The sequence below is a fragment of the Streptomyces coeruleorubidus genome (assembly GCF_028885415.1).
GTDB classification, from domain to species: domain Bacteria; phylum Actinomycetota; class Actinomycetes; order Streptomycetales; family Streptomycetaceae; genus Streptomyces; species Streptomyces coeruleorubidus_A.
This window is the reverse complement of record NZ_CP118527.1, coordinates 8749125-8775024: the sequence shown is the minus strand read 5'-3', so window position 1 is coordinate 8775024 and position 25900 is coordinate 8749125. Positions and strand designations below refer to the sequence as shown.

Genomic DNA, 25900 nt, shown 5'->3' with positions numbered 1-25900 from the left:
GCCAAGGGTCCGAGACGCTGGTGATCATGAAGAGTGCAGCGGTGGACGTCCGTGCCGAGATCGCGGCCGAGCGGCGCGAACTGGCGGACGTGCTCGACGGACTGACCGATGAACAGTGGGATGCGCCGACCTTGTGCAGCGGGTGGCGGGTGCGAGAGGTCGCCGCACACATGAGCATGGGATTCAGGTACTCGTTCGGCAGGACGGCGCTGGAGCTCGCTCGGGCGGGAGGCAATCTGCACCGGATGACCGACCGTATCGCGCGCCGCGACGCCGCTGCCCTCACCCCACATGAACTCGCCACAGCACTGCGGGACAACGCCCATCACCCCTGGAGACCGCCGGTGGGAGGCCTGGCAGCGGCACTCGGTCACGACGTCATCCACGGATTGGACATCACCGTCGCGCTCGGGCTCGGGCGACAAGTCCCCAAAGATCGCCTGCGGATCGTGCTGGAAACCGTCAAGCCGAGCACGCTCCGCTTCTTCCGGGCGAACCTCGGCGATGTCGAACTGCGGGCCACCGACCTGGAGTGGTCGTACGGCACGGGCACCCAGGTGGCGCGCCCCGCTCAAGAGCTCCTGCTGCTCGCCTACGGGCGCAGGCTCCCAGCGACAGCTGCTGATGACGAAGGTGGGCGAACCGGCAGAGAGAAGGAGGCGTGATGGAGTACTCGCACGACGACGCAGAGCTGGTGAACCAGCCGATCGGGTACTGGACGTGGGCCGCGAACAAGACGCTTACGGCGTACGTCAGGGGACGACTCGCGGCCATCGGAATCACACAGCCCCAGTGGTGGGTGCTGCACCAGGTGCTGCACAGCGAGAACGGTGCCACCCGGGACGAGGTGATTCGTGCCCAGCAGGGCAACCTGGACGTCGGGGCCGGGATCGTTCCTGACATCGACCTGCTGATGGAGCGGAAGCTGCTCGTTCTGGACGGGGCCGGCCGACTCCGGATCACCGAAGAAGGCAGGGCACTGCACCAGCGAGCGGCCGAGACTCAGCGCGCCAGCCGGACACTTGTGCACACGGGAATACCGGACGAGGAATACCTGATCACCCTGAAGGTACTGCAGCGCATGATGCGCAACGCGGGTGCAGACTTGTCTCCTGGCTGATGATCGACCGCCCAACTGACCGTGCTCGTGGGCATCGACCAGAACCTGGCGGCCGACTCCACGCGACTCGCTGCCTTGCGGCGCGGCCGTCACATCGCCGGTCTTGCTTCGTCGTAGCCGACGTGTTCGGTCAGGTAGTCGTGCTGCTCCGGCTCATGTCACCGCGACCGCCGTACGCCGGAAGGTCACCGGAGGTTCCGCACCTCGATCGACCAGATCCCGCGCCCGTGCGTGGCCTCGTACGGGCGCCCGTCCGGGCCGGCGGGCCGCCCGGTACGCAGTCCGGGTCGGGCGCGAACTCCGGCTTCCAGGCACCCTTGAGCTGTCGGCTGGTTGTTGCGCCAACCGCCCCTGGCGTCAGGCAGGTTCGGCATCTCGCCGAAAGCCGCCCCGAACGCGCCCGGCGCCACGATGCCGCCCGGCGCGGTGCGGGCCTGGGCGTACTCCTGGGCCCGCGCGGCAATGTGCTCGTTCTCCTCGCCGCCGTCCCCCGGCTCCTCTTCCCCAGGTCCCGCTTCCTCCGAAAACGACAGGCCCCCCTGCCGTTCATGCAGGAGGGCCTGGTCGTCCAGGACGCGGACGCCGAACGGGTCGTCCCCGCCGGGCGCCGCTGAGCCTGAGTGACCGTCAGGCCTGGTGCGACGATGGCGACGAGCACCGCCGATACGTCTCGCCGAGCGTTGACAGCCGGTTTGGCGATGAGCGGCTCGGCCCGGCATCGCCAGGCGCGCCCCTGGCCGAGCCCTGCGCCGTTACGCCCCCGCAGCCCCGATGAACTCACGCACGGCGCCGCGCGGGTCCCCCGAGCGGACCAGTGCCTCGCCGACCAGGACCACGTCAGCTCCCCAGCCGCGGTACTCCGCGACATCCTTCGGGCCCGCCACTCCCGATTCCGCGACCCTGACCGTACCTTCCGGGACGCCCGACACGAGGTCGCCGAACACGGTGCGATCCACATCCAGCGTTGTCAGGTCCCGCGCGTTGATACCGAGGAGCTCAGCTCCTGCGGCGACAGCACGCCGCACCTCCTCGGCCGTGTGCGCCTCCACGAGCGGCGTGAGACCCAACTCCCTGCACAGCCCCATCAAATCCGTGAGCCGACCGTCGTCCAGCGACACGACCATGAGAAGCGCAAGATCGGCGCCGTGCGCGCGAGCTTCCCACAGCTGATAGGGATCGACGATGAAATCCTTGCGCAGAACGGGCACTTGGACCCGGGCACGCACCTCGACCAGATCGGCGAGGGAGCCACCGAAACGCCTGCTCTCGGTGAGCACACTGATCGCAGCCGCACCACCGGCCGCGTACTGGGCCGCGAGGGACGCAGGGTCAGGAATGTCCGCCAACGCACCCTTGCTGGGGCTCCTTCGCTTCACCTCCGCGATGACGGACACCCCAGGCGCACGGAAAGCAGGCAGAGGGTCAAGCGCCGGTGCCGCATCCGCTACCCGAGAACGCAGCTCCGCCAACGGCGTCGCACGCTTACGCTCTTCCAAGTCCTCGCGAACCCCCGCGAGGACGGGGTCGAACATAGCAGTCATACATGGGATGTTGATAGGTCGGCGCCAGAGAAGGAGAAGGCGGCGAGCAGACCGTCGGAGCAGCGGCGACGGGAAGAATGACGCAGACTCGCCCCTGCGTCACCGATCCCCAGATTCTCGCATCCATGGGATGTCCAGGCTGAGGTCTGCGTGATATCTGTACGAGTGCGCTTGAGGGGCCGGTCCGAGCCGAACCCGCTCGGCACAGGAAGGCCGGCCCCGGACGGGACGCCGGATGGCTCGGTGTTGTCAACGCTCACAGCGCAAGAGGCTCCCCACCCACTCCGCTACGGCCGGACTGCCGACTGAACGGCGTTCAGCCGCGTTGATTGAGCAATCACTCGCAGAAGAGGACGCCTGCATGAGAAAGCCTTGGCTTCTACCCCTGATCACGCTCGTCGCTGCCGCGCTCGGGGTAACGGCGGCTGGTGTGGCCCCTGCCTCCGCCGCCTCGAACACGCCCTTGCGGCTCATGCCGTTGGGCGACTCGATAACCTGGGGCGTGGGAAGCAGTACGGGCAACGGCTACCGGGCTCCGTTGTGGAACAAGCTCGCGACGGACGGCCATCCGCTGGACTTCGTGGGCACGCTGCGGGGCGGTTCGATGTCCGACCCCGACAACGAAGGTCACTCCGGATACAAGATCCACCAGATCGCCGCACTCGCCGACGCCTCGCTGACCCGTTACCGGCCCAACGTCGTGACGCTGATGATCGGCACCAACGACCTCAACGAGAGCTACCAGGTCTCCACCGCCACAGCCCGGCTGAGGTCGCTGGTCGACCGGATCACCGCCGACGTCCCCGACGCAACCGTCCTCGTGGCCTCCCTGGTCGTGTCCACCAGCGGCTCGGAGGAGCAGTACCGTGCCGCGTACAACCAGGCCATCCCCCACATCGTGAGGGACGCCCAGGCCGCGGGCAAGCACGTCGCATACGTGGACATGAGCGGCCTGACCACGGCCGACCTGGCCGACACCCTGCATCCCAACGACTCGGGCTACCAGAAGATGGCCGACGCCTTCCACCGCGGCATCCAGGCCGCTGACAACGCCGGATGGCTGAAGAACCCCGCCCCCGCCGCCGCACGCGTGCAGTCCGGCATCGCCGGCAAATGCCTGGATGTCAACGGCGCAGGCACCGCGGACGGGACCGCCGTCCAGATCTGGAGCTGCGGCGACGGTGCCAACCAGCTCTGGTCCGCCTACACCGACGGCACCCTGCGCTCCATGGGCAAGTGCCTCGACGCCGCCGGCTGGGGCACCGCCAACGGCACCAAGGTGCAGACCTGGACCTGCAACGGCGGCTCCAACCAGGTCTGGCAGCCCCACAACGGCGGCTACCGCAACCCCGCCTCCGGCCGCTGCCTCGACGTTCCGGGCTCCTCCACGGCCGACGGCACGCAGCTCCAGTTGTGGGACTGCAACGGCGGCTCCAACCAGAAGTGGACCACTCTGACCGCCGGATGACCCGCGCCTCGGGATCCGCGCCCTTTCCGGGCTGGGGTCCCGGGGCAATATCGAACCCAGGCATGAATGTCGAAGCGCTTCGACGATGCCATTCGCCCCGATGGGCTGTCAACGGACCAGCGGAAGAAAGAGCGTCGCGGTAGAGACCCTTGTTTAACACGAAAATGGTCCGTTAACTTGGCGCCTGGCGGTGAAGCGCTTCGACAACCGCCGCAGGAAGTCCGCAGCCATGAGTCCCTACGCCGCCCTGGTCGGCAGGTCCTGCTCCACCACAACCCCGAGGCCGTGCCCTTGCCGGACCCGCTCACGACCCGACCTCGAAAGGGCCGACATGACCAAGGAACAAGGGACCCTCCGCTGGGGGAACGAGGCCCTTCACCTCGAGATCGTTCTCGCTGACGACGGCAGCCCGCGCCTCACACACCTCGGACTGCCCGGCGAAGCGCAGAGAAGCCCCGGTGCGTCCCTGCCTCTGGTGGAGGTGACGGCCGCGGGTCACGGCCGCGGCTGGTCGGGCAACCACCTCGTGGGCACCGATCTCGGCGGGCGTCTGCGCCACCGGACCCACCACGCGACCCGCGACGGCGACTGGCACACACTGGCCGTGCACCTCCACGATCCGGAAACCGGGCTGGTCGCGGAGGTGACCTACCGATCACCGGACGGCATCCCCGTCCTCCGCAGCGAGGTGACCCTGCGCAACGAAGGGCGGAGCACGCTGCACCTGGAGTCGGTCAGCTCGCTCGTGGTGGGCTGCCTCACCCCGCAGGCCCCGGCTGCCATGGACACAGCGGACCTGCTGTGGGCGGAGAACGACTGGCTCGCCGAATGCCGCTGGCAGCGACAGCCGATGCGCCTGACCACACCGGCCCACAGCGGACGCGTGAGCTACGGGCACGGCAGAGCCGGCTTCGCCCTGAACGGACAGGGCACCTGGTCCAGTTGCGGACGCCTCCCCATGGGCGGCCTGACGGACCGGCGTACCGGCCGCACGTGGGTGTGGCAGATCGAGCACAACGGCGGGGGCTGGCGCTGGGAGTGCGGCGAGCGGGACAAGGCGGCCTACGCGGCGCTGTTCGGCCCCACCGACACCCACCACGGCTGGCGGCACCCCCTTGAACCAGGCGCCGCCTTCCGCACCGTACCCGCCGCCTTGTCCTTCAGCGCCGACGGTGGCCCCGACGACGCGTTCGCCGCGCTGACCCGCTATCGCCGCGCCCAGCGCCGCCCGCATGCCGACCACCAGCGCCTGCCCGTCATCTTCAACGACTACATGAACTGCCTGATGGGCGACCCCACGACCGAGAAACTGCTGCCGCTCATCGACGCGGCGGCCGACGCGGGCGCGGAATACTTCGTGATCGACGCCGGCTGGTACGACGGCGACAACGGCGGCTGGTGGGACAGCGTCGGCGCCTGGGAGCCCGCCGCTTCCCGGTTCCCCGGGGCGCGCGGCATCCACGAGGTGCTGGACCGCATCCGGGAACGCGGCATGGTTCCCGGCCTGTGGCTGGAGCCGGAGGTGATCGGCGTACGCAGCCCCATGGCCAAGTCCCTGCCCGACGAGGCGTTCTTCCGCCGCGACGGCGCCCGCGTCACGGAGGCCGGCCGACACCACCTGGACCTGCGCCACCCGGCCGCCCGTGCCCACCTGGACCAGGTCTTGGACCGCCTGGTCGGCGAGTGGGGCGTCGGCTACCTCAAACTCGACCACAACATCGACCCCGGCTCCGGCACCAGCGCCCACCCCGGCGAGACCCCGGGCGCCGGCCTGCTCGGTCACAACCGGGCGCACCTCGCCTGGCTCGACGGCATCCTGGACCGCTACCCGCACCTGGTGGTGGAGAACTGCTCCTCCGGCGGCATGCGCTGGGACCACGCCCTGCTGTCCCGGGTGCAGCTGCAGTCCACGAGCGATCAGCAGAACCTCCACCTCTACGCGCCCATCGCGGCGTCCGCGCCCACCGCCGTCACCCCCGAACAGGGTGCCGTCTGGGCGTACCCCCAGCCGGAGGACTCCCTCGACGAGGTGGCCTTCACCATGGCGGGCGCGCTCCTCGGCCGGATCCATCTCTCCGGCCGCATTCCCGAACTCGGGCCGGAGGCCCGCGCCTTGGTCCACGAGGCGGTATCGGCGTACAAGGCCATCCGCGCCGACCTGCCACAGGCCGTGCCGTCCTGGCCCCTGGGCCTTCCTGCCTGGGACGCCCCCTGGATCGCCCTGTCCCTGCGCACTCCCGCCATCACCTACCTCACCGCCTGGCGCCGCCCAGGAGCCGACGCCACGGCGGCGCTTCACCTGCCGCACCTGCGGGACACCGCCGCCCGTGTCGATCTGCTCTACCCCTCGGTCAGCCGGGCCGTTTCCGCCTGGAGGCCCGACACGGCCGAGCTGAGCCTGACCCTGCCCACCGCGCCGTCCGCCGTGCTGCTCCGCGTCGCCCCCACGGCCCCCGGCGCTCCCTGAACCACTCCATGCCCGCATCACGAATCGACGAGAGGACCTATCGGGTGCCCCCACTGCGCCGGCCGGACGGACGCTTCGCCAACCCCGTGATCCCCGGCTTCCATCCCGACCCCAGCGTCTGCCGCGTCGGCGACGACTACTACCTGGCCTGCTCCAGCTTCGAGTACTTCCCCGGGGTGCCGCTCTTCCACAGCCGTGACCTGGTGCACTGGACGCAGATCGGCAACGCCCTGGACCGGCCGGACCAACTGCGTCTGCCCGCCTCCATGCCGTCCTCCGGCGGAATTTACGCCCCCACCCTGCGCCACCACGACGGCCGTTTCTGGCTGATCGTCACCAACTGCAGCGAGGGCGGCGGCAACCTGATCGTCACGGCCACCGACCCCGCCGGACCGTGGTCGGACCCCGTCTGGGCGCCGGGTGTCCCCGGCATCGATCCCGACCTGACCTGGGACGAGGACGGCACCTGCTGGTGCACGGTCGCCGGGGTCTCACAGGTCCGCCTCGACCCGTCCACGGGGCAGACGTACGGGACACCGCACAGGCTCTGGTCCGGCGGGCCCGGTGCCAAGGCCCCGGAGGCGCCGCACCTGTACCGGATCGGCGACTACTGGTACCTGCTCATCGCCGAGGGCGGCACCGAGCGCTGCCACGGTGTCTCGATCGCCCGCGGCCGTACGCCCGCCGGCCCGTTCGAGCCGTGCCCGGCCAACCCGATCCTCACCCATCGCGGCACCGACCACCCCGTCCAGAACACCGGGCACGCGGACCTGGTCCAAGGCCCCGACGGCTCCTGGTGGATGGTGCTGCTCGGCGTCCGACCGGGCGGCGGCACGCCGGGCTGGCACGTGCTCGGCCGGGAGACCTTCCTGGCCCCCGTGACCTGGGTGGACGACTGGCCGGTCGTCGGCGAGGTCGCCTTGGAGCTGCCCGAGCTCCCGTGGCCGCTCTCCCCCTGCCCTGTCGAGGAGCACCGGGACGACTTCGAGGCCGCCGAACTGCGACCGTCCTGGATCTCCCTGCGCGACCGGCCCGCCGAGCACTGCACCACCAAGGAGCGCCCCGGATGGCTGACGCTCCGCGCGCGGGGCGGCTCCCTGGACGAGCCCGACGTGGTGTTCACCGGCCGGCGCCAACAGCATCTGTCGTGCCGTGCGCGCACTCTGGTCGATGCCGCGGAGGGAAGCGGTGGCCTCGCCGTCCGGCTCGACGAGCGGCACCACTACGAGATCGAGGTGTCCGGCACGCGGGTGCGGGTGGTCGCGCGCGTCGGCTCCCTGCGCACGGTCGTGGCCGAAGAGTCCGTGCCCGCCGGGCCGGTGGTCCTCGCCGTCACGATCACGGAACCGCCGTCTCCGCACGGACCGTGCACCGGACCCGACGTCGTCTCCCTCGGCGTGGAGCAGCCCGACGGCACGTTCACCGAGCTCGCGACCCTCGACGGCCGCTACCTGTCGACCGAGGTCGCCGGCGGCTTCACCGGTCGGGTCATCGGCATGTACGCCGCGGCAGGCACCGTGCACTTCGACTGGTTCGACTACGAGCCCCTCGACGGCTGAGCCAGGCCCCACCCGCAGCGGCAGGCGCGGCCGAACGGTGTCGCCTGGTCGCCGCCCGACCACGGATCGGATCACCCGTACGACCGACCGAAAGGCATGGCACATGAAGGACATACGGCAACCCGCGCACCACCGCGGCCGCGGCCCCGGACGCCTGGCCAGCCTGCTGATGGCGCTGCTCGTCGTCCTGGGACTGTCCGGCAGCACCGCGCTCGCCACGCCCGGCGGCACGGCACAGCAGGCGGGCCCCGCGGTCAGAGTTCCGGACCGCGCCATGGACGCCGTGGCGGCGATGCAGCCCAGCTGGAACCTGGGCAACACCCTGGACGCGATTCCGGACGAGACGTCCTGGGGCAACCCCAAGGCCACCAGGGAACTGTTCAAGACCATCCGGGCGCAGGGCTTCCGCAGCGTCCGCATCCCGGTGACCTGGAGCGCACACCAGTCCACCACCGCGCCCTACACCGTCGACGACGCGTACATGAGCCGCGTCAAGCAGGTGGTCGACTGGGCGCTCGCGGAGAACCTCTACGTCGTGCTCAACGTCCACCACGACTCATGGCAGTGGATCGAGAAGATCTCGACGGACCACGACAACGTGCTCGCCCGCTACAACGCCCTGTGGACCCAGATCTCCGCGACGTTCCGGAACGAGCCGCGCACCCTGCTCTTCGAGAGCGTCAACGAACCGGGCTTCGGCGACGCCACGGCCGCGCAGAAGACCCAGCTCATGAACGAGCTGAACACCTCGTTCCACAAGATCGTCCGCGCTTCGGGGGGCGGGAACAAGGACCGCCTGCTCGTCCTGACCACACAGGGCGGCACCCCCTCCCAGGGCCTCATGGACGACCTGTACACCACGATCAAGGCGCTGCGCGACAGCAACCTGGTCGCCACCATGCACTACTACAGCTGGTACCCGTTCAGCGTGAACATCGCGGGCGGCACCCGCTACGAGGAGGCCGCCCAGAACGACCTCAACGACGCCTTCGCCCGCATGCGCGACACATTTGTCGCCAAGAACATTCCCGTCTACCTCGGTGAGTACGGCCTGCTCGGCTGGCCCGACCACAACCATCCGTCCCGTGTCGAGCGGGGCGAGGCGCTGAAGTACTACGAGCACCTCGCACATGCGGCACGCCTCGCCGGAGTCACCACCGCGCTGTGGGACCCCGGAACTTGGGCCTACCTGAACCGGGAGACCCTGCAGTGGACGGACCCCGCCCTGATCGCCTGGATCAAGTCCAGCTGGACCACCCGTTCGGCAACGGCCTCCTTCGACAAGGTCTTCGTGCCGAAGTCGGAACCGATCACGGCCAAGGGACTCACCCTGAATCTGAACGGGACCAAGTTCCGGGGCCTGTGGCACGGCAAGACCCAGCTCGTCGAGGGACGGGACTACACCCTCTTCGACAAGACGCGGCTCGTCCTCACACCCGGCGCACTGACCCGGCTGACGGGCGATCGCGAGTACGGGGTGAACGCCACGCTCCAGGCCCGGTTCTCCCGCGGGCTGCCCTGGCAGATCGAGGTGGTCACCTACGACACCCCAGTGCTGTCGAGCGCAACGGGCAAGACCGACGCGTTCACCATCCCCACCCAGTACCGGGGTGACGTGCTGGCCACCATGGAGGCCAGGTACGGCGACGGCAGCAACGCCGGCCAGACCGGCTGGACTCCGTACCAGGAGTTCAACAAGGCCTTCTCGCCGGACTACCCGAACGACACCATCATCCTGACCCCCGAGTTCCTGAAAGCGCTGCGCGACGGCGAACCGGCGTCGCTGACCTTCCACTTCCACAGCGGCGCCAAAGTGAAGTACAAGGTCACCAAGTCCGGAGACTCAGTCACCGGTACGGCCGTCAAGGAATCCTGACCGACCGGCCCTCGCCCTGGTTGCCCGCCTCCCCGGGCAACCAGGGCACCGGGGTCTCAGCGCGCCGGCTGGGTGGCGGCTGCCGCCATTCCGGCCGCAGTCCAGCCAGGTTCGTGGTGAGGAAGTATGCGGCGCCGCCGGCGAGCAGCACCGGCGCGAGTCCGGCAGCGGTCACCGCTGCACCGGCGATCAGCCCGCCGAGAGGGATACCGGCCCAGGCCAGCGAGTCAACGAGCGCGTTGACCCGGCCCAGCATCCGGCGCGGCACCCGCTCGACGAGCACGGCCCCCAGTACTGGGTTGACGAAGCCGACACCGAACCCACCGACCGCGAAGACGGCCAGTACCACCCCCAACGGGGCATCGAAGGCGAGGATCAGGAACCTCGGTGCCCCGGCCAGAAGGAACCCAGTGAGAACCACCATCCGCCGCGGCAGCCGGTGCGCGACCACCGCGGCGATCAGGCTCCCGCCGACCGCCGCAGCCCCCATCACGCCGCCCATCAGGCCGATCGCGGTCGGACCGTTGCCGGACTCCCTGGCCCAGACGGGTACGAGCACCGAGTTGAACGCCGCGTCCAGCAGGTTGGTGATGCCGACCATGACGATGACGGTGAGCAGCAACGGCTCGCCGCGCAGGAAGGTGAAGCCCTCGCCGAACCGCCGCCAGTAACCCGGTCCTGTCTCCCCGGCCTGTGAGGGGGCTTCCTCGCGGGTCTCCCCCATGCCGCGAGGCAGCGCGAGTTTGATGATCAACGATCCAAGGGCGAAGCAGCCCGCGTTGACGGCGAGCCCTGTCAGGGGACCGAGCAGCGCCACCAGGGATCCGCCGGCCGTCAGGCCAACGGTGGAGGCGAGCCGCTCGATCGCGCCGGACAGACCGGTGGCCCGCTCCAGCGGCACCCGGCCGCGGTCGGCCGCCTCCGGGACCATCACCTCCTTGGCCAGGTCGCCGGGTCCCCGGGCCGCGCCGATCAGCGCGACCAGAACCAGCAGGAGCGGAAAGGACAGTAGGTCCAGGGTGTGGAGCAGGGGAACCGCGGCGGCGGCGGTCGCGCTGGCCAGATCGGTGGTCCAGGAAACGGCCCGCGGGCCGATCCGGTCCACCAGCGGTCCGGTGAACGCCTTGACCACCACGTAGGGAGTCATCTCGCAAAAGGCGACCAGTCCGGTCTGGGTGGCACTGCCGGTTGTGACGAGGACGAACCAGGGCAGCGCCACCACGGAGATCCGAGTGCCGGTCAGCGACACGGCCATGGCCGCCAGCACCCCGCCCAGCGGCCGTAAGGACCTCTTGTCGGGTATGCCGCCGGCCTCCGAGGCGTCGTCGGTCATGACGTCGGGCTTCCTTCCTCTTCCTGAGGACCGGGAGGGAGCGACGACGCGGCAGGCGCATCCAGTTCGGGCAGGATCTGCGTGATCAAGGCGACCCGTTCGGCTCCCTCGGGGGCACTTGCCGCCGTCTCCGGTGCGTCTCGCCGGTAGCGCGTGATGACTTCCGTCAACTCCCGGTACAGGGCGGCGGCTTCCTCGGGCGTGAGCCGCAAGGCCCAGTCGCTCATGTCGAAGGCGTTCCGCCATGCGTGGGGCATCGTCTGAAGCCCGTTCAGGGTCTGCTGCGTGCGCAGGGTGTAAACGGCGGCGACGGACTGCTGGTAGGCCAGTGCGGCTACCGGCTCCCGCTCGGCCAGCTCCGGATCGTTGAACCAGGTCGTCCGGTGCACCGAACGCCACCAGCGCTCTCGCGCGTTGCCGCGTTCGGTGTCCTCCTCGACGAAACCGGCCGCGCCGAGCTGCCGGAGGTGGTAGCTGGCCGTACCGGAATTCACACCCAGCCGCTCCGCGAGGCGGGTCGCCGTCGACGGGCCGTACTTTCGCAGCAGCCCGACCAACTGCACGCGCACCGGGTGCGCCAGGGCACGCAGCCCCTTGGCATCCAGGACAACCGAGTCTTCAACGTCCGGGCCCTCCGGCCTCTCCACTGCATCAGCCATGCGACGCACAGTAGTCCGCAAAGAGTTCTTCGCAAAGAGACCTTCGCGAAGAACTCTTTGTGGTCCAGCTCGCTCTAGTGCCCGTGCTTCCGGAGAGCGAGAGCCGCTCCGCCTGCCGCCTCAGTACTGTGACTTCGCATGACCGACACCGAGATCGAGATCACCGCAGACCTGGTTCGCGACCTGCTGCAGGAGCAACATCCAGACCTTGCAGGGCTGGCCATTCGCGAGGTGGCGGGCGGCTGGGGAAACCAAATGTGGCGTCTCGGGGACGAGTTGGCCGTGCGCATGCAGCGCATGGACCCCACCCCGGAACTCCAGCTCAAGGAGCGGCGGTGGCTACCCGTGCTGGCTCCGCGCCTGCCGCTCCCGGTGCCGACTCCGGTGCGGTTCGGCGAACCGTCCGAGCGCTTCCCCAAGCACTGGACCGTGATGACATGGGTTCCCGGCGAGCCGCTGGACCACGGCTCGATCAGCCGCGGCGACCACGCGGCCGACACGCTGGCGGGCTTCCTCCGGGCGCTCCACGTGGAGGCGCCCGCTGAGGCGCCGACCAGTTCGGACTTCGGCGTTCACCCCAAGAAGTGCATGGACGGCTTCGACCACTTCTTTCAAGCCGTAGTCCCCGACGGCATTGCCGACGATGTTCGGGCCGTCTGGGATGATGCCGTTGCGGCGCCCGAGTGGGAGGGTCCGCCGGTTTGGGTGCACGGTGACCTTCATCCCGCGAACGTCGTCGTCTCGGACGGGACGCTCTCGGGCGTGATCGATTTCGGTGCCATGTGCGCCGGCGATCCGGCGTGGGACCTCGCCGCCGCATGGGTGCTGCTACCCGCGGGCACGACCTCACGGTTCTTCGACATGTACGCCCTTGCAGACGGGGCGGCGATCCGGCGTGCCTGCGGGCTGGCCGCGATGAAGAGCCTCTTCCTGATGCTCATGGGGCAGAACGGAGAGCGGGGTCTTCCCGGGGGCAAGCCGCACTGGGGCCCTGTAGGCCGGGCGGCACTTGATCGTGTTCTGAAGGGCGTTTGACGCGCGCTTCTTTGAACATGTTCTCGATCTTGGTTGAGGGCCGTGCCGCAGTCCACCTTTGCGGGTCATCGATCACCACGCGTTGCAGGGATGCCAAGGTCCACGGCCGTGTGCTGCCCGTGGATGCAGCCGCGCACGATCCGCCTTGCCGCCCACCGCCGTGTCCAGGGGGTGCCCCCGTCTACCTTTCCCCCCGAGTCACCCGTACACAGCCCCACGTGCCTGTCACGACGATCAGCGCTGCCAGGCCGCCGATTGTCCCTTTGTGCGCGCCGGGGTCCAGGTCCACTTCCGTGTCCTCGTCCTCCAACGGACCAGCTGCGCCCTGGGGGTCGTACAGCACGCGCAGTTTGTCGCCTGGCTCAACCCTTTCCGGGTCGCAGCCGTCCGTCATCTGAGGTGAGATCTCCCGGCCGTCGCGGGTGCGGAGCGTACACTCGTCGGTCTTGCCGTTGTCGACGTCGACCACGACGGCCTCGGTCCACCGGCCCCGCTTCTCCAGCCCCCGCTCCTCGCCGGCCTCTCGGGTGATGATCGCCAACACGACTGCGGCGATGACGGCAACGGTGAGCGCCCCGGCGGCCAGTTTCGGCGGCTTCTTGTGAGTGACGCGGCGGAGCAAGAAGGCCGGCACCAGGACGAGCGCCAGGGGTATCGCCAGCGCGGAGGTGACGAAGGCCGGGCCGCGCAGGAAGGCCGGAAGGGGCACCACCGGCGCGAACCACATCAGGGCCACCGAGGCCGCTACGCATGCGCTGTTGAACAGAAACCAGTGAATCGGGCCCGTACGGCGTCGAGGAGGAGCGTTCTCGGCCGGCTGGGCCGCTCCGTCGGCTCCTGCCGCGAGCCCGCGTATGTCCCTGTCCGTTGCCATGCGTCCTCTCCGTCTATGTCGGCCTGTTGACGGACGAGCGTACGGGGCGCGGAATCGGGGCTGATCGGCAAGGTCTCGTCGGGCGGCTACTGCACGGGCACCCCCGTCCAGTTCGCCGTCCCTTGCCGCAATTCTTCCGCTCGTCCGGGGCGTGCGCGAGGGGCGACGTCATCGCCGTCGATATGCCGCCGGCCGTCGTGCGCATTCCCTGCACCGACGCCACCGACACCGAACTCTCCCTCATCGACCGGGGCGAGGGCGTGCCTGAACGCGGTGGACTTCGACGACCAGAGCGACACGGAGATCGTGGACCGCGCGAAGACGTCGGGTGACTCCGTCGCGCCTGTGGCCGGCCGGAGGGGCGAGCTGGTGTTCCGTGACTGTGACTTCGGAAAAGGGGCTGCCGGGATCACGGTGGAGGCCGCTGGTGAGGGCACGGTGGAACTGTCGCTGGGCGACGGTCCGGTACTGGCAGTGCTCACGCTTTTCCCGTATGACGTCCGCCTCGGACTGCGTGGCGCGGTGCGGCTCGCGGCGCCTTCGCCGTCTGAGGTCCGCATCGACCCCATTCGCTGCCGCGGTGGCGGATGTCACCGCTCCTCCGCGGCAGCTCCCGGTGCAGCGGCACGGACACGAACGTCCCAGGCACCGAGCCGCACGGACGTACCGGCCGGGACCACGTCGCCCTCCAGGGCATCGGTCAGGTCCACCGGGGCCTGGGCGGTGGCCGGCTGCCAGTTCCAGTTGTGGACGACGTGGACGCGCCGGCCGTCGGGGGCGGTGCCCATGGCAACGGTGACCGAGTCCGGCAGGTCCTGCCAGCCGTCGAAGCGCTGCACCTGATGACGCGAGGTAATAAGGAACTTATGGCGAAACAAGGAGGCAACCGACGGCTACGTGCCCGCCGCACGAGGCGCTGCCCGCCCGTGGTCGTCGGGACTCACGACGACCACGGGCTTGGCCTCCACGCTCGGCAGACTGTTGGAACATCGCCTTGCCCGGCCGGAGCGGGGTGTCACGCGCGGGTCCACTTCTGGTTGGCCTGGCCGTTACAGGTCCACAGGACCAGCGGCGTTCCGTTGGCGGTGCCGGCCCGGTCTGCGTCGAGGCACAGCCCGGCATGAACGTTGCGGACCGACCCGTCGGCGCCGACGGTCCACTTCTGGTTGTTCTGGCCGTTGCAGGGCCAGGTGATGACACGGGTGCCGTTGGTGGTGCCCTGGTTGGAGGCGTCCAGGCACTTGTCGCCGAAGACGCGGATCTCGCCGCCGGCCCACGTGGTCCACAGCTGGTTGGCGGCCGTGTGGCAGTCCCAGATCAGTACCGTGGCCCCGGCAGCGGTGGAGGCGTTGTCCACGTCCAGGCAGCGGCCGGATGCGTTGCCGCGCAGCCGCGACGTGGTGGCGGTCTGCGGGCTGCCCCCGGTCACCCGGAACACGGCCACGCCGTGCGCGGGGACACTCGCCGAGATCTGTCCGGACGTGCTCGACGCGTTGCCGGTCCACAGGTCCGTGAGGGTGAACGCCCCGCCGGACAGGCCGACTTGCGCGGCCGTGGTGCTGACCGTCGCTGTACCGCCTCCCCGGTTGAACAGGCCCACCGCGACCGAGCCGTCGGACAGGGCCTTGGCGAACACCTCGGTGCCGCCGTCGTCGCGCACCCTGCGCCCGCCCGCTCCCAGCGGGTCCTGGTTCACCGCCAGCAGACGCGGGTTGCGCAGGATCGCGCTCACGTCGGCGGACATGGTGCGGATGTCGTTGCCGGCCATGAGCGGGGCACCCATCAGCGCCCACAGGGCGAAGTGCGAGCGGGACTCGGTCAGTGACAGGCCGGGACGGCCGACGACCAGCATGTCGGGGTCGTTCCAGTGCCCGGGGCCCGCCTGCGCCGCCAGCGGCGCGGTGATGTCCAGGACGTTGCCGACGCCCATCGGATAGCTGTTGGTGTTGCCGTTCTGCCAGATGTCGAGCAGGTCCTCGGTCGTCCGCCACAGGTCGGCGACCTCGCCCCAGTTGTAGGTGGCGCCGGTGGGGGCGTGGAAGCTGTTGGGGTTGATGCTGTAGACGATCGGCCGCCCGGTGGCGCGCAGGGCGTCGCGCATCAGCGTGAAGCGCGCGACCTGCTCGTCACGGGTGCCGCTCGGGGAACACCAGTCGTACTTGAGGTAGTCGACGCCCCAGGAAGCGAACGTGGCGGCGTCCTGGGCCTCGTGCCCCTTGCTGCCCGTGGACCCCGGGTAGGTCCCCACGGTCTGCGCGCAGGTGCGCTCGCCCGGTGCCTGGTAGATGCCGAACTTCAGGCCCTTGCTGTGGATGTAGTCCCCGAGCGCCTTCATCCCGCTGGGGAACTTGGCCGGATTGGCGCGCAGGTTGCCTGCCGCGTCGCGCTGCGGGTCGAACCAGCAGTCGTCGACCACCACGTACCGGTAGCCGGCGTCCCGCATGCCCGAGGACACCATCGCGTCGGCGGCCTGGCGTACCTGGGCCTCGGTGATCCCGCATCCGAAGCTGTTCCAGCTGTTCCATCCCAGCGGTGGGGTGAGCGCCGGGCTGCCGGGCGCGGCCGAGGCGGCGGAGTGCGCGGAGGCCGTCACGGACGCGGTGACCGTCAGCGCGGCGGCCGCGAGGAGGTGGAGCAGTCGTCTGCCTGATCGTCTGAGCACCGTGGGCTCCTTTCGAGGTGGGCAAGACAGCGGATGACTGCTGCACTGCCGTCAGCTCATGGCGGGTACATGACATGTACGGACGTTGGAAATTTCGATCTACTTTCGGATCGTCGACGTCACGGATATTAGGGAGGTTCCCAGGGTTGTCAACTCCGTCGATCGTTCAGAATCCATCGACCCCGTCCATGCGGGCACACGGATCAGCGAAACATTTCGCTATCTCGAACGAATCATGCGGGGCATATTGACGGGAGCTCTCAACCACCTACCATCCAGAATGCTCACCAGTCGATTACCGTTCGCGATCTCGAACACCCGTGGGATCCACCCTCCGAAGCGCCAATCATCCGCAGAGGGAGCGACACATGGATATGTCATGCTCTCGTCAATATGTGAGCCGCCGCCGGGCGCTGGCCGCCGGCACCGGCCTGGTCACCGGAGCCTTCCTGCCTCTGGCCGGAGCCTCCCGGACCGCCGCGGCCGCTCCCGTCCGGGAGTCGCCTCTCGCGGCCGCCCCGGCGTACACGAACCCGGTGATCTGGCAGGACTTCGCGGACATCGACGTCATCCGCGTCGGCGGCACCTACTACGCCTCGGCCTCGACGATGCACTACTCGCCGGGCGCACCCGTCCTGCGTTCCTACGACCTGGTGAACTGGGAGATCGCCGGTCACTCGGTGCCGACCCTCGACTTCGGCGCCAAGTACGACCTGAACGGTGGCCGGGGCTACGTCCGGGGCATCTGGGCCTCGACGCTGGCCTACCGTCCGAGCAACCGGACCTTCTACTGGCTCGGCCAGATCGACTTCGCCAGGACGTACGTCTACACCGCCACCACGGTCGAGGGATCATGGAGCAGGCTCACGACGATCAGCACGCCGTACTACGACGCGGGGCTCCTCGTCGACAGCGACGACACCCTGTACGTGGCCTACGGGAACACCACCATCAGCGTGGCCCAGCTCTCGCGCGACGGTCGCACCCAGGTCCGCACGCAACAGGTGTTCACCACACCGCCGAGTGTCGGCACGTTGGAGGGGGCCCGCTTCTACAAGATCAACGGGCAGTACTACATCTTCCTGACCCGCCCCGCGAACGGGCAGTACATCCTGAAGTCGTCGAGCGGCCCCTTCGGTCCGTACACGATGCGGCAGGTGCTCCTCGACCTGCGCGGTCCGATCCCCGGCGGTGGCGTCCCGCACCAGGGTGGGCTGGTGCAGACGCAGAGCGGCGCCTGGTACTACATGGCCTTCGTCGACGCGTACCCCGGCGGCCGGATGCCCGCCCTGGCACCCATCACCTGGACCCCGGACGGCTGGCCCGTCGTGCAGCTCGTCAACGGCGCGTGGGGCACCTCGTATCCCAGCCCGGCCGTGCCCACTCCACCCCGCCAGGTCACCCCCATGATCGGCGTCGACACCTTCGACGGTACGACCCTCAAACCGAGGTGGGAGTGGAACCACAACCCGGACAGCACCAAGTGGTCGGTCGACAACGGACTGACCCTGCGGACCGCGACCGTCACCAACGACCTGTACTGGGCCCGCAACACGCTCACCCACCGCATCCAGGGTCCCACCTCGACGGCCACGGTCGAGCTCGACTACTCGGCGATGCGGGACGGCGACCGGGCCGGACTCGCGCTGCTGCGTGACTCCTCGGCCTGGATCGGGGTCAAACGCGACAGCGGCGTGACGCGGGTTGTGATGGTCAACGGGCTGACCATGGACAGCAACTGGAACACCACCGGCACCGGCACCGAGGTCGCGAGCGCCCCGGTCTCCGGCGGCCGCATCCGGCTGCGCGCGAGCGCGGACATCCGTCCCGGAGCGTCCCGGCCCGGAATCTTTTCCTACAGCACCGACGGCATCAACTTCTTCCGCCTCGGGCCCGCCTTCTCCATGGGCAACGACTGGCGGTTCTTCATGGGGTACCGATTCGCCCTCTTCAACCACGCCACGCAGGCACTCGGCGGCGCGGTCCGCGTCACGCGGTTCGAACTGTCCACGCCCTGAACGACGGCATGGATCGCACCACCCAACCCCCCAACCCCCCAACCCCCCAACCCCCCAACCCGAGGAGAACGATGAACCCGCTGAAACGGCTCGGCCGTCGCCGAGCCTCCGTCTTAGGCCTGCTGGCCGCGGCCGCGATGATGACGCCCGGGACCGCGACCGGCGCACCCGACGGCGTCCAGGCCGACACGCTGGGCGCCCAAGCGGCCCAGTCCGGACGGTACTTCGGAACCGCCGTGGCCGCCGGGCGGCTCGGCGACGGAACGTACACCGGCATCCTGGACCGCGAGTTCAACTCGGTCACACCCGAGAACGAGATGAAGTGGGACGCGACCGAGCGGTCCCGCGGACAGTTCACCTTCGGCGCCGCCGACCAGATCGTCAACCGCGCGGCGGCCCGAGGCCAGCGCGTGCGTGGCCACACGCTGGTGTGGCACTCCCAACTGCCCGGCTGGGTCAGCTCCATCAGGGACGCGAACACGCTGCGCAGCGTGATGAACAACCACATCACCACCGTGGCGAACCGCTACAAGGGCCGCATCCACTCCTGGGACGTGGTCAACGAGGCCTTCGCCGACGGCGGCAGCGGCCAGCTGCGCAGCTCGGTCTTCCGGGACGTGCTGGGCAACGGCTTCATCGAGCAGGCGTTCCGCACGGCTCGGTCGGCCGACCCGGCGGCCAAGCTCTGCTACAACGACTACAACATCGAGGACTGGAACGCCGCGAAGACCCAGGGCGTCTACCGCATGGTGCGCGACTTCAAGGCGCGCGGCGTGCCCATCGACTGCGTCGGCCTCCAGGCCCACTTCGGCACCGGCGGCCCGCCCGCCAGCTTCCAGACGACGCTGTCGAGCTTCGCCGCCCTCGGCGTGGACGTCCAGATCACCGAACTCGACATCGCGCAGGCGCCGCCGACCGCGTACGCCAACACGGTGCGGGCCTGTATGAACGTGGCGCGCTGCACCGGCATCACCGTGTGGGGCATCCGCGACAGCGACTCCTGGCGCAGCGGGGAGAACCCGTTGCTGTTCGACCGGGGCGGCAACAAGAAGCCGGCCTACCGGTCGGTGCTCACCGCGCTGGGCGGCTCGGCCGCGACGCAGAAGGCCGACACCCGCTCGGCCCGTTCCGCCGCCGCACTCCCCTCGTCGTTCCGCTGGAGCTCCAGCGGCCCGCTGATCTCACCGAAATCGGACGCCACCCACAACATCGCCGGGATCAAGGATCCGACGGTCGTCCGGTACAACGGCAAGTACCACGTGTTCGCCAGTACCGCGAGCTCGTCCGGATACAACCTGGTGTACCTGAACTTCAGTGACTGGTCGCAGGCCGGCTCGGCCACGCACCACTATCTGGACCGCAGCGCCATCGGGAAGGGGTACCGGGCCGCGCCGCAGGTCTTCTACTACGCGCCGCAACGCCTGTGGTACCTCGTGTACCAGACGGGCAACGCCTCCTACTCCACCAACCCCGACATCAGCAATCCGAACGGGTGGAGCGCACCGCGCAACTTCTACTCGTCGATGCCCGACATCATCAGGCAGAACATCGGCAACGGCCACTGGGTCGACATGTGGGTGATCTGCGACAGCGCCGACTGCTATCTGTTCTCCTCCGACGACAACGGGCACCTGTACCGCTCGCGGACGACCGTCGGCCAGTTCCCGAACGGCTTCAGCAACACCGTCATCGCGGCCCAGGACTCCAAGTTCGCCATGTTCGAGGCGAGCAACGTGTACAAGGTGCAGGGCTCCAACCAGTACCTGCTCCTGGTCGAGGCCATCGGTTCGGACGGTCGGCGCTACTTCCGCTCCTGGACGACGAGCAACCTCGGCGGCTCCTGGACGCAACTGGCCGCATCCGAGAGCAACCCCTTCGCCAGGTCGAACAACGTCACATTCCCCTCGGGAGCCTGGACCAGGGACATCAGCCACGGTGAGATGATCCGTGCCGGTTACGACCAGACACTGACCATCCCCGCCTGCCGGCTGCAGTACCTCTACCAAGGCATGAACCCCAGCGCGGGCGGCGACTACAACCTCCTCCCCTGGCGGCTGGGCCTGCTCACCCAGACCAACTCCACCTGCTGACCAGCGTGGGCCCCGCCGCTCGTGCGGGGCCCACTCCCATATTGCCCGTGCAGGTCAGAGGGACGTGGGGACCGCATCCAGTGGGAGCGCTCCCAAAGTCAGGTCGTACCACCGCTCTTGCTCAGGTCGCACGCTCGGGACCAGAGCGTGCGACGCACCCCTGCCAGGAAATCGAGGTTCAGTCATGCGCCGCAGACTCCGCGCCTTGGCCGCAGCGCTCTTCGCTCTGCCGCTGGCGTTCGCCGTCGCACCGTCCGCGCACGCGGCCGACCCGACGACCATGACCAGTGGGTTCTACGTGGACCCCGACTCCAGCGCGAAGAGGTGGGTGGCCGCCAATCCCGGCGACGGCCGAGCCGCCGCCATCAACGCCTCCATCGCCAACACCCCGATGGCCCGCTGGTTCGGCTCCTGGAGCGGCACCATCGGCACCGCCACGGGAGCGTACGTGGGAGCGGCGGACCGCGTCGACAAGCTACCCCTCCTCGTCGCCTACAACATCTACAACCGCGACTACTGCGGCGGGCACTCCGCGGGCGGCGCCGCCTCGCCGTCCGCCTACCGGAGCTGGATCGCCCAGTTCGCCGGCGGGATCGCCAACCGCCCGGCCGTCGTCATCCTCGAACCGGACTCCCTCGGGGACTACGGCTGCATGACCCAGCCCCAGATCGACGAACGCGAGGGCATGCTCACCGGCGCCCTCGCCGAGTTCAACCGCCAGGCCCCCAACACCTGGGTGTACCTCGACGCCGGCAACCCGGGCTGGGCCGACGCGGCGACCATGGCCCGGCGCCTCCACGAAGCCGGCCTCCGACAGGCTCACGGCTTCTCGCTCAACGTCTCCAACTACATCACCACCGCCGAGAACACGGCCTACGGCAACGCCGTCAACAGGGAACTGAGCGCCCGCTACGGCTACACCAAGCCGTTCGTCGTGGACACCAGCCGCAATGGCAACGGCTCCAACGGCCAGTGGTGCAACCCCTCAGGCCGCCGGCTCGGCACCCCCACCCAGACAGGCGGAGGCGCCGAGATGCTTCTGTGGATCAAGACCCCGGGCGAGTCCGACGGCAACTGCGGCGTCGGAGGCGGCTCCTCGGCCGGGCAGTTCCTCCCCGAGGTCGCCTACAAGATGATCTACGGCTACTGATCCCGGACTCCCCTGGGCTGGTTCGTCCTGCCCAGGGTCGCCGGCAGCGGTCGAGCAAACCACTGAAGCGCCGCCCCGCCGGTGGAATCGCATCGGCGGGGCGCGTCCCCTGGCAGGGACGAGACGGCAAGGGGTCGCACGGCACGCAGGTCCGGTCGTGTTCCGGCCACACCAGGGCGAGGACGAATCGGCCGGCGGAGCCGAGGGCACGGTGCGGGCTGAGGTGGGTGCGGACGCCGGCGCGGGACAGGACACGCAGGGTACGGCCCCCGGCCCCGCCGGTCTCACGCTCTACGCACCCTGGTGCGCCAGACGTGCGTGCCAGGAACGCACCGAGCGCCGACCGCGGCCCCGGGCAGCTGCTACGCGGAAGCGGCGGCGGGTGCTCCAGTCGCGTACCAGGCAGGCCGGGGCGCCGTGGAGCGGAGGCGGACCTACGCTGGAAGCAGCCGCTGGAAACCAGCCCTGGCGCGACGGCTGTCCGGACGGAGGCGTGACGCGTGGAAATGGCCGGCACAAAGGACGCCCCCACTGCCACAGTCGTTGTGGACCCGGACGGCGTGGTGAGCGGCTGGAGCGAGGGAGGGCGGCTGCTGCTGGGCTGGACGGCGCAGGACACCGTCGGGCGTCCCGTGGCCGACCTGCTGGTCGATCCCCCACCCGCCGGCTTCCCCGAGGGCTACGGCGCCGGCCCCGACCACACGGGGTTCATCCTCCTGCGCCATCGGGACGGTTCCACGGTGGACGCCGTGCTGGCGGCTCACCCCCTGTTCGGCCCCGACGGGCGGGCACTGGGTCACGCGGTGACCATCCAGCGCTGGGGACGCCGCCCGGTGATCGCCGACCGGGCCTTCGAGCAGTGCCCCTTCGCTCTGGGCGTCTACGACCCTGAGCTGCGGTTCTTGTGGATCAACGCCTCCTCGGGCCGGGTGATAGCGCACTCCGAGGAGCAAGTGCTCGGTAAGAAGTACCGCGAGCTGTTTCCCGAATTCGACCGCGAGCTGTTTCCCGAAAGGGACGACAAGCCCTACACCGACCAGCTCGCCGAGGTGGCGAGGACGGGCAAGCCCGCGCGTCTCATCACCGTCTTCCGCCCGCTCGGCAGCAACTACGCCAACGCCTGGGCCACCAGCATGTGGCCCGTCCGAGATGCCGAGGGCAGGGTCCGCGCGGTTGCCAACTGGGGATTCGACATGAGCGCCGAGTACTGGGCTCGCCAGCGCCTGCTCATCCTCAACGAGGCCAGCGGCGGCATCGGCCGGACACTCGACGTGATCGGCACCGCACAGGAACTGGCCAGGACCCCGGTCCCTGGATTCGCCGACCTCGTCAGCGTGGATCTCTTCGACGAGGTGCTGCGCGGAGAGGAACCGCCCTCCGCGTCCGGGTTCATCCCCGGCGAGAGCATCACGCTCAGCCGTGCCGCCCAGCACAGCGTGAAGGAGGACAACGACCGGGCTCCCGGGCCCCCGATGCCGGTCAGCCACCCTCCCGGTTCCGTCGCCGCCCGCTGCATGGCCACCGGCAGGTCCACGGTCGAGCTCGCCGCCGAGCCCGGCGAGGGCGGCGAATGGGCCTTCGGGCCCGGGCTCGCCGCCGACCCGGCCCACTGGCCACCGGGCAACCCGTTGATCGACGGGTCCATCGCCGCGGAGGGGCTGACCGGCCGGATCACCGTGCCGCTCCGGGCGCGCGGCGCGCTGCTCGGCGTCGTCGCCTTCTCCCGCCGCGACCGGCCCGAGGCCTTCACCGCCGACGACCTGATCCTCGCCGAAGAGCTGACCGCCAAGGCAGCCGTCGCCATCGACAACGCCCGCCGGTACTCGCGCGAGCGCGCGACCGCGCTGACCCTGCAACGCAGCCTGCTGCCACAGGGGCTGCCGATCCAGGAGGCGGTCGAGGTGGCATCCCGCTACCTGCCCGGCGGGACCGGCGTCGAAGTGGGCGGTGACTGGTTCGACGTCATTCCGCTGTCCGGCGCCCGGGTCGCCCTGGTCGTCGGCGATGTCGTCGGCCACGGCCTGCACGCCTCGGCCAGCATGGGCCGCCTGCGCACGGCGGTCCGCACCCTCGCCGACGTCGACCTGCCGCCGGACGAGCTGCTGACCCACCTGGACGACCTGGTCCTCCACCTCGCCAGCGACCTCCAGCCCGCCGGACACTTCCAGCAGACCGGCGAGTCCGGGGCCACCTGTCTGTACACCGTCTACGACCCTGTCTCCCGGCGCTGCACGCTGGCGAGCGCCGGCCATCCCCTGCCCCTGATCATCTCCGCGGACGGCACCAGGACACCGGTACCCGCACAGCCGGGACCGCCGCTCGGTATCGGTGGGCTGCCTTTCGAGGCCACCGAGCTCGAACTGCCCGAGGGCAGCCTGCTCGCCCTCTACACCGACGGACTGGTGCGAAGCCGCAAGCGCGACGACGACCAGAGCATCGCCGAACTGCGGCGCATCCTGAACCACTCGGCCACCTCACTGGAGGCCCTGTGCGACACGGTGATGGACGCCATGCTCCCCGAGCGCCGCACCGACGACGCCGCCCTGCTGCTCGCTCGCACTCACGCGCTGGATCCCCACCACGTCGCCGACTGGGACGTCGAACCCGACCCCGCGCAGGTGCCGCACGCCAGGAAGTTCGCCGTCGACCAAGTGGACGCCTGGGGCCTGGAGGAGGCGTCATTCGTCACCGAACTGGTCGTCAGCGAGCTGGTCACCAACGCCATCAGATACGGCGAGCCGCCGATCAGGCTGCGGCTGATTCGCAATACCTCCCTGATCTGCGAGGTCTCCGACGCCAGCAGCACCGCCCCGCACCTACGCCGGGCCCGCGCCTTCGACGAGGGCGGCCGGGGCCTGCTGCTCGTCGCCCAGCTCACCCAGGGATGGGGCACCCGGCACACCACCAGCGGCAAGACGATCTGGTGCGCACAGGCCCTCCCCTAGATGACCTCTTGGCCGGGGCGCAGCTCGTGGCCGGGGCGTCAGCCCCGCCGGACGGCCCCGAGCTGGGCACGGTGCAGGTCTGGGGCGGTGAATCGCTGGGCCACCGCGCGCAGGACGCGGGCCATCGCCTGGGCGGGTGGGGTGGCGGGGCGTGCCGCGGCGCGTGCGAGGAGGATGCGGCGGGTGGGGGCCGGGACGTCGGAGGCGAACGGCAGGAGGCGTACGTCGCTGCGTCGGCTGGTGAGGGCCAGGCGGGGTGCGAGCGCGATGCCGAGACCTGCGGCGACCATGGCCTGCGCCTCCTGGTAGTCGTGCGAGGAGTAGGCGATGCGCGGCTCGAATCCCGCCTGGCGGCAGCTTCGGCGCAGGACGTCGGCGACGGGGTGGTTGTCGGCGCGGATGATCCACTCCTGGTCGGCGAGGTCGCCGAGGCGCACGGAGGGATGTGTGCGCAGGGGTGAGTCGGCGGGGACGACCAGCACCGTGGGGTCGTCCAGCAGGTGGGTGAGGGAGAGCGCCGGATCGTCGAGGCGGTTCCATTCGTAGTCCCAGAGCAGTCCCTGCTCCACCTCGCCGGTGTGCAGCATCTCCCTGAGCTCCGCGAGGACTCCGGCGCGTACCTCGATGCGGATACCGGCGTGGCGACGTCGGAAACGCGTGAGCGCCAGCGGAAGCAGGGACGCGCTCGCCGTGGGGAAGGAACCGAGCCGCAAGGTGCCCTGGTCGAGGGCGGTGAAGGAGTCCAGGTCGGCCTGGGCTGCACGGAGCTCCCGGCGGATGGCCTGACCACGTTCGGCCAGCGCGGCACCCGGTGGGGTGGGGCGGATACCGCGTGGCAGCCGCTCGATGAGGGGCTGCCCTGCCTCCTGCTCCAGCAGGGACATCTGCTGGGAAGCGGCGGAGGTGGTCATGCCGAGGGCTTCCGCCGCGGCAGTGAGTGAACCGCGTTCGGTGGCCTCGGTGAGCAGCAGCAGACGGCGCACGTTGAGCATGCCGTCGACTTTAGCTGAGCTAAACCCAGGTGAAGCGAACTGCGATTGTTCCGAAGTCATGCCTCTGCGAAGGTCTCCGCAATCGCCGAGCGGTTCACCGGCCGCAATGCG

19 protein-coding genes are annotated in these 25900 nt (G+C 69.6%); 12 read left to right on the top strand and 7 right to left on the bottom strand.

The features are described 5' to 3' along the window. The first annotated feature begins 41 nt into the window (after positions 1–41). The 3 genes from PV963_RS40305 to PV963_RS40295 all read left to right on the top strand — a co-directional run bounded on the left by PV963_RS40305 (position 42) and on the right by PV963_RS40295 (position 1734). Positions 42–665: a maleylpyruvate isomerase family mycothiol-dependent enzyme gene (locus PV963_RS40305; RefSeq protein ID WP_342456416.1), complete on the top strand. Its 624-nt coding sequence runs from the start codon at positions 42–44 to the stop codon at positions 663–665. Beyond that, positions 665–1120 carry a MarR family winged helix-turn-helix transcriptional regulator gene (locus PV963_RS40300; protein ID WP_274821387.1) on the top strand — a complete coding sequence of 152 codons (456 nt, stop codon included), beginning with the start codon at positions 665–667 and terminating at the stop codon, positions 1118–1120. The genes PV963_RS40305 and PV963_RS40300 overlap by 1 nt, the downstream gene beginning before the upstream one ends. A gap of 464 nt (positions 1121–1584) precedes the next feature. Then, a complete protein-coding gene (locus tag PV963_RS40295) occupies positions 1585–1734 on the top strand; it encodes a hypothetical protein (protein WP_274821386.1) in 150 nt (49 codons plus the stop codon). 138 nt (positions 1735–1872) lie between these two features. Here PV963_RS40295 and trpC read toward each other — a convergent pair whose 3' ends face one another. Then, on the bottom strand, positions 1873–2661 hold the full coding sequence (gene trpC, locus PV963_RS40290; RefSeq protein WP_274821385.1) for an indole-3-glycerol phosphate synthase TrpC: 789 nt from the start codon (positions 2659–2661) through the stop codon (positions 1873–1875). A gap of 361 nt (positions 2662–3022) precedes the next feature. Here trpC and PV963_RS40285 point away from each other — a divergent pair, with 361 nt between their 5' ends. From PV963_RS40285 to PV963_RS40270, 4 genes are all read left to right on the top strand, one after another. Then, a complete protein-coding gene (locus tag PV963_RS40285) occupies positions 3023–4129 on the top strand; it encodes a ricin-type beta-trefoil lectin domain protein (protein ID WP_274821384.1) in 1107 nt (368 codons plus the stop codon). Positions 4130–4460: 331 nt separating this feature from the next. Then, positions 4461–6596, top strand: coding sequence for an alpha-galactosidase (locus PV963_RS40280; protein WP_274821383.1), 2136 nt, complete (start codon positions 4461–4463; stop codon positions 6594–6596). 44 nt (positions 6597–6640) lie between these two features. Continuing rightward, complete coding sequence (locus tag PV963_RS40275) at positions 6641–8155, top strand: glycoside hydrolase family 43 protein (protein WP_274821382.1); 1515 nt, start codon at positions 6641–6643, stop codon at positions 8153–8155. Between the two features lie 103 nt (positions 8156–8258). After that, positions 8259–10031 (top strand): cellulase family glycosylhydrolase, encoded by a 1773-nt coding sequence (locus tag PV963_RS40270; RefSeq protein WP_274821381.1) that lies wholly within the window; start codon positions 8259–8261, stop codon positions 10029–10031. Here PV963_RS40270 and PV963_RS40265 read toward each other — a convergent pair. Beyond that, positions 10018–11364, bottom strand: a complete 1347-nt coding sequence (locus PV963_RS40265; RefSeq protein ID WP_274821380.1) for an MFS transporter — start codon at positions 11362–11364, stop codon at positions 10018–10020. The genes PV963_RS40270 and PV963_RS40265 overlap by 14 nt on opposite strands. Beyond that, positions 11361–12023: an ArsR/SmtB family transcription factor gene (locus tag PV963_RS40260; RefSeq protein ID WP_274821379.1), complete on the bottom strand. Its 663-nt coding sequence runs from the start codon at positions 12021–12023 to the stop codon at positions 11361–11363. The genes PV963_RS40265 and PV963_RS40260 overlap by 4 nt, the downstream gene beginning before the upstream one ends. A gap of 138 nt (positions 12024–12161) precedes the next feature. Here PV963_RS40260 and PV963_RS40255 point away from each other — a divergent pair, with 138 nt between their 5' ends. Then, on the top strand, positions 12162–13058 hold the full coding sequence (locus tag PV963_RS40255; protein WP_274821378.1) for an aminoglycoside phosphotransferase family protein: 897 nt from the start codon (positions 12162–12164) through the stop codon (positions 13056–13058). Positions 13059–13239: 181 nt separating this feature from the next. Here the strand turns inward: PV963_RS40255 and PV963_RS40250 are convergent, their stop codons facing one another. The 3 genes from PV963_RS40250 to PV963_RS40240 form a co-directional block, all read right to left on the bottom strand. After that, positions 13240–13785 carry a hypothetical protein gene (locus PV963_RS40250; RefSeq protein ID WP_274821377.1) on the bottom strand — a complete coding sequence of 182 codons (546 nt, stop codon included), beginning with the start codon at positions 13783–13785 and terminating at the stop codon, positions 13240–13242. A 737-nt stretch (positions 13786–14522) separates the two neighbouring features. Beyond that, positions 14523–14771 (bottom strand): hypothetical protein, encoded by a 249-nt coding sequence (locus tag PV963_RS40245; RefSeq protein WP_274821376.1) that lies wholly within the window; start codon positions 14769–14771, stop codon positions 14523–14525. A gap of 176 nt (positions 14772–14947) precedes the next feature. Continuing rightward, positions 14948–16594 (bottom strand): glycoside hydrolase family 27 protein, encoded by a 1647-nt coding sequence (locus tag PV963_RS40240; protein ID WP_274821375.1) that lies wholly within the window; start codon positions 16592–16594, stop codon positions 14948–14950. A gap of 374 nt (positions 16595–16968) precedes the next feature. Here PV963_RS40240 and PV963_RS40235 point away from each other — a divergent pair, with 374 nt between their 5' ends. The 4 genes from PV963_RS40235 to PV963_RS40220 all read left to right on the top strand — a co-directional run bounded on the left by PV963_RS40235 (position 16969) and on the right by PV963_RS40220 (position 24797). Further along, on the top strand, positions 16969–18612 hold the full coding sequence (locus PV963_RS40235; RefSeq protein ID WP_274821374.1) for a glycoside hydrolase family 43 protein: 1644 nt from the start codon (positions 16969–16971) through the stop codon (positions 18610–18612). 71 nt (positions 18613–18683) lie between these two features. Continuing rightward, positions 18684–20702 carry a non-reducing end alpha-L-arabinofuranosidase family hydrolase gene (locus PV963_RS40230; protein ID WP_274821373.1) on the top strand — a complete coding sequence of 673 codons (2019 nt, stop codon included), beginning with the start codon at positions 18684–18686 and terminating at the stop codon, positions 20700–20702. Positions 20703–20886: 184 nt separating this feature from the next. After that, positions 20887–21852, top strand: coding sequence for a glycoside hydrolase family 6 protein (locus PV963_RS40225; RefSeq protein ID WP_274821372.1), 966 nt, complete (start codon positions 20887–20889; stop codon positions 21850–21852). Between the two features lie 506 nt (positions 21853–22358). Next, the gene (locus PV963_RS40220) at positions 22359–24797 is read left to right on the top strand and encodes a SpoIIE family protein phosphatase (RefSeq protein ID WP_274821371.1); all 2439 of its coding nucleotides are present in this window, start codon (positions 22359–22361) and stop codon (positions 24795–24797) included. Positions 24798–24835: 38 nt separating this feature from the next. Here PV963_RS40220 and PV963_RS40215 read toward each other — a convergent pair whose 3' ends face one another. Further along, positions 24836–25789 carry a LysR family transcriptional regulator gene (locus PV963_RS40215; protein WP_274821370.1) on the bottom strand — a complete coding sequence of 318 codons (954 nt, stop codon included), beginning with the start codon at positions 25787–25789 and terminating at the stop codon, positions 24836–24838. Between the last annotated feature and the right edge of the window lie 111 nt (positions 25790–25900).

What these genes read in the sequence shown, in the direction of transcription:
- PV963_RS40300 (WP_274821387.1), top strand. Translation starts at nt 665, where the DNA reads ATGGAGTACTCGCACGACGACGCAGAGCTGGTGAACCAGCCGATCGGG.
- trpC (WP_274821385.1), bottom strand. Translation starts at nt 2,661, where the DNA reads ATGACTGCTATGTTCGACCCCGTCCTCGCGGGGGTTCGCGAGGACTTG.
- PV963_RS40285 (WP_274821384.1), top strand. Translation starts at nt 3,023, where the DNA reads ATGAGAAAGCCTTGGCTTCTACCCCTGATCACGCTCGTCGCTGCCGCG.
- PV963_RS40280 (WP_274821383.1), top strand. Translation starts at nt 4,461, where the DNA reads ATGACCAAGGAACAAGGGACCCTCCGCTGGGGGAACGAGGCCCTTCAC.
- PV963_RS40270 (WP_274821381.1), top strand. Translation starts at nt 8,259, where the DNA reads ATGAAGGACATACGGCAACCCGCGCACCACCGCGGCCGCGGCCCCGGA.
- PV963_RS40265 (WP_274821380.1), bottom strand. Translation starts at nt 11,364, where the DNA reads ATGACCGACGACGCCTCGGAGGCCGGCGGCATACCCGACAAGAGGTCC.
- PV963_RS40260 (WP_274821379.1), bottom strand. Translation starts at nt 12,023, where the DNA reads ATGGCTGATGCAGTGGAGAGGCCGGAGGGCCCGGACGTTGAAGACTCG.
- PV963_RS40255 (WP_274821378.1), top strand. Translation starts at nt 12,162, where the DNA reads ATGACCGACACCGAGATCGAGATCACCGCAGACCTGGTTCGCGACCTG.
- PV963_RS40250 (WP_274821377.1), bottom strand. Translation starts at nt 13,785, where the DNA reads ATGTGGTTCGCGCCGGTGGTGCCCCTTCCGGCCTTCCTGCGCGGCCCG.
- PV963_RS40235 (WP_274821374.1), top strand. Translation starts at nt 16,969, where the DNA reads ATGTCATGCTCTCGTCAATATGTGAGCCGCCGCCGGGCGCTGGCCGCC.
- PV963_RS40230 (WP_274821373.1), top strand. Translation starts at nt 18,684, where the DNA reads ATGAACCCGCTGAAACGGCTCGGCCGTCGCCGAGCCTCCGTCTTAGGC.
- PV963_RS40225 (WP_274821372.1), top strand. Translation starts at nt 20,887, where the DNA reads ATGCGCCGCAGACTCCGCGCCTTGGCCGCAGCGCTCTTCGCTCTGCCG.
- PV963_RS40220 (WP_274821371.1), top strand. Translation starts at nt 22,359, where the DNA reads ATGGCCGGCACAAAGGACGCCCCCACTGCCACAGTCGTTGTGGACCCG.
- PV963_RS40215 (WP_274821370.1), bottom strand. Translation starts at nt 25,789, where the DNA reads ATGCTCAACGTGCGCCGTCTGCTGCTGCTCACCGAGGCCACCGAACGC.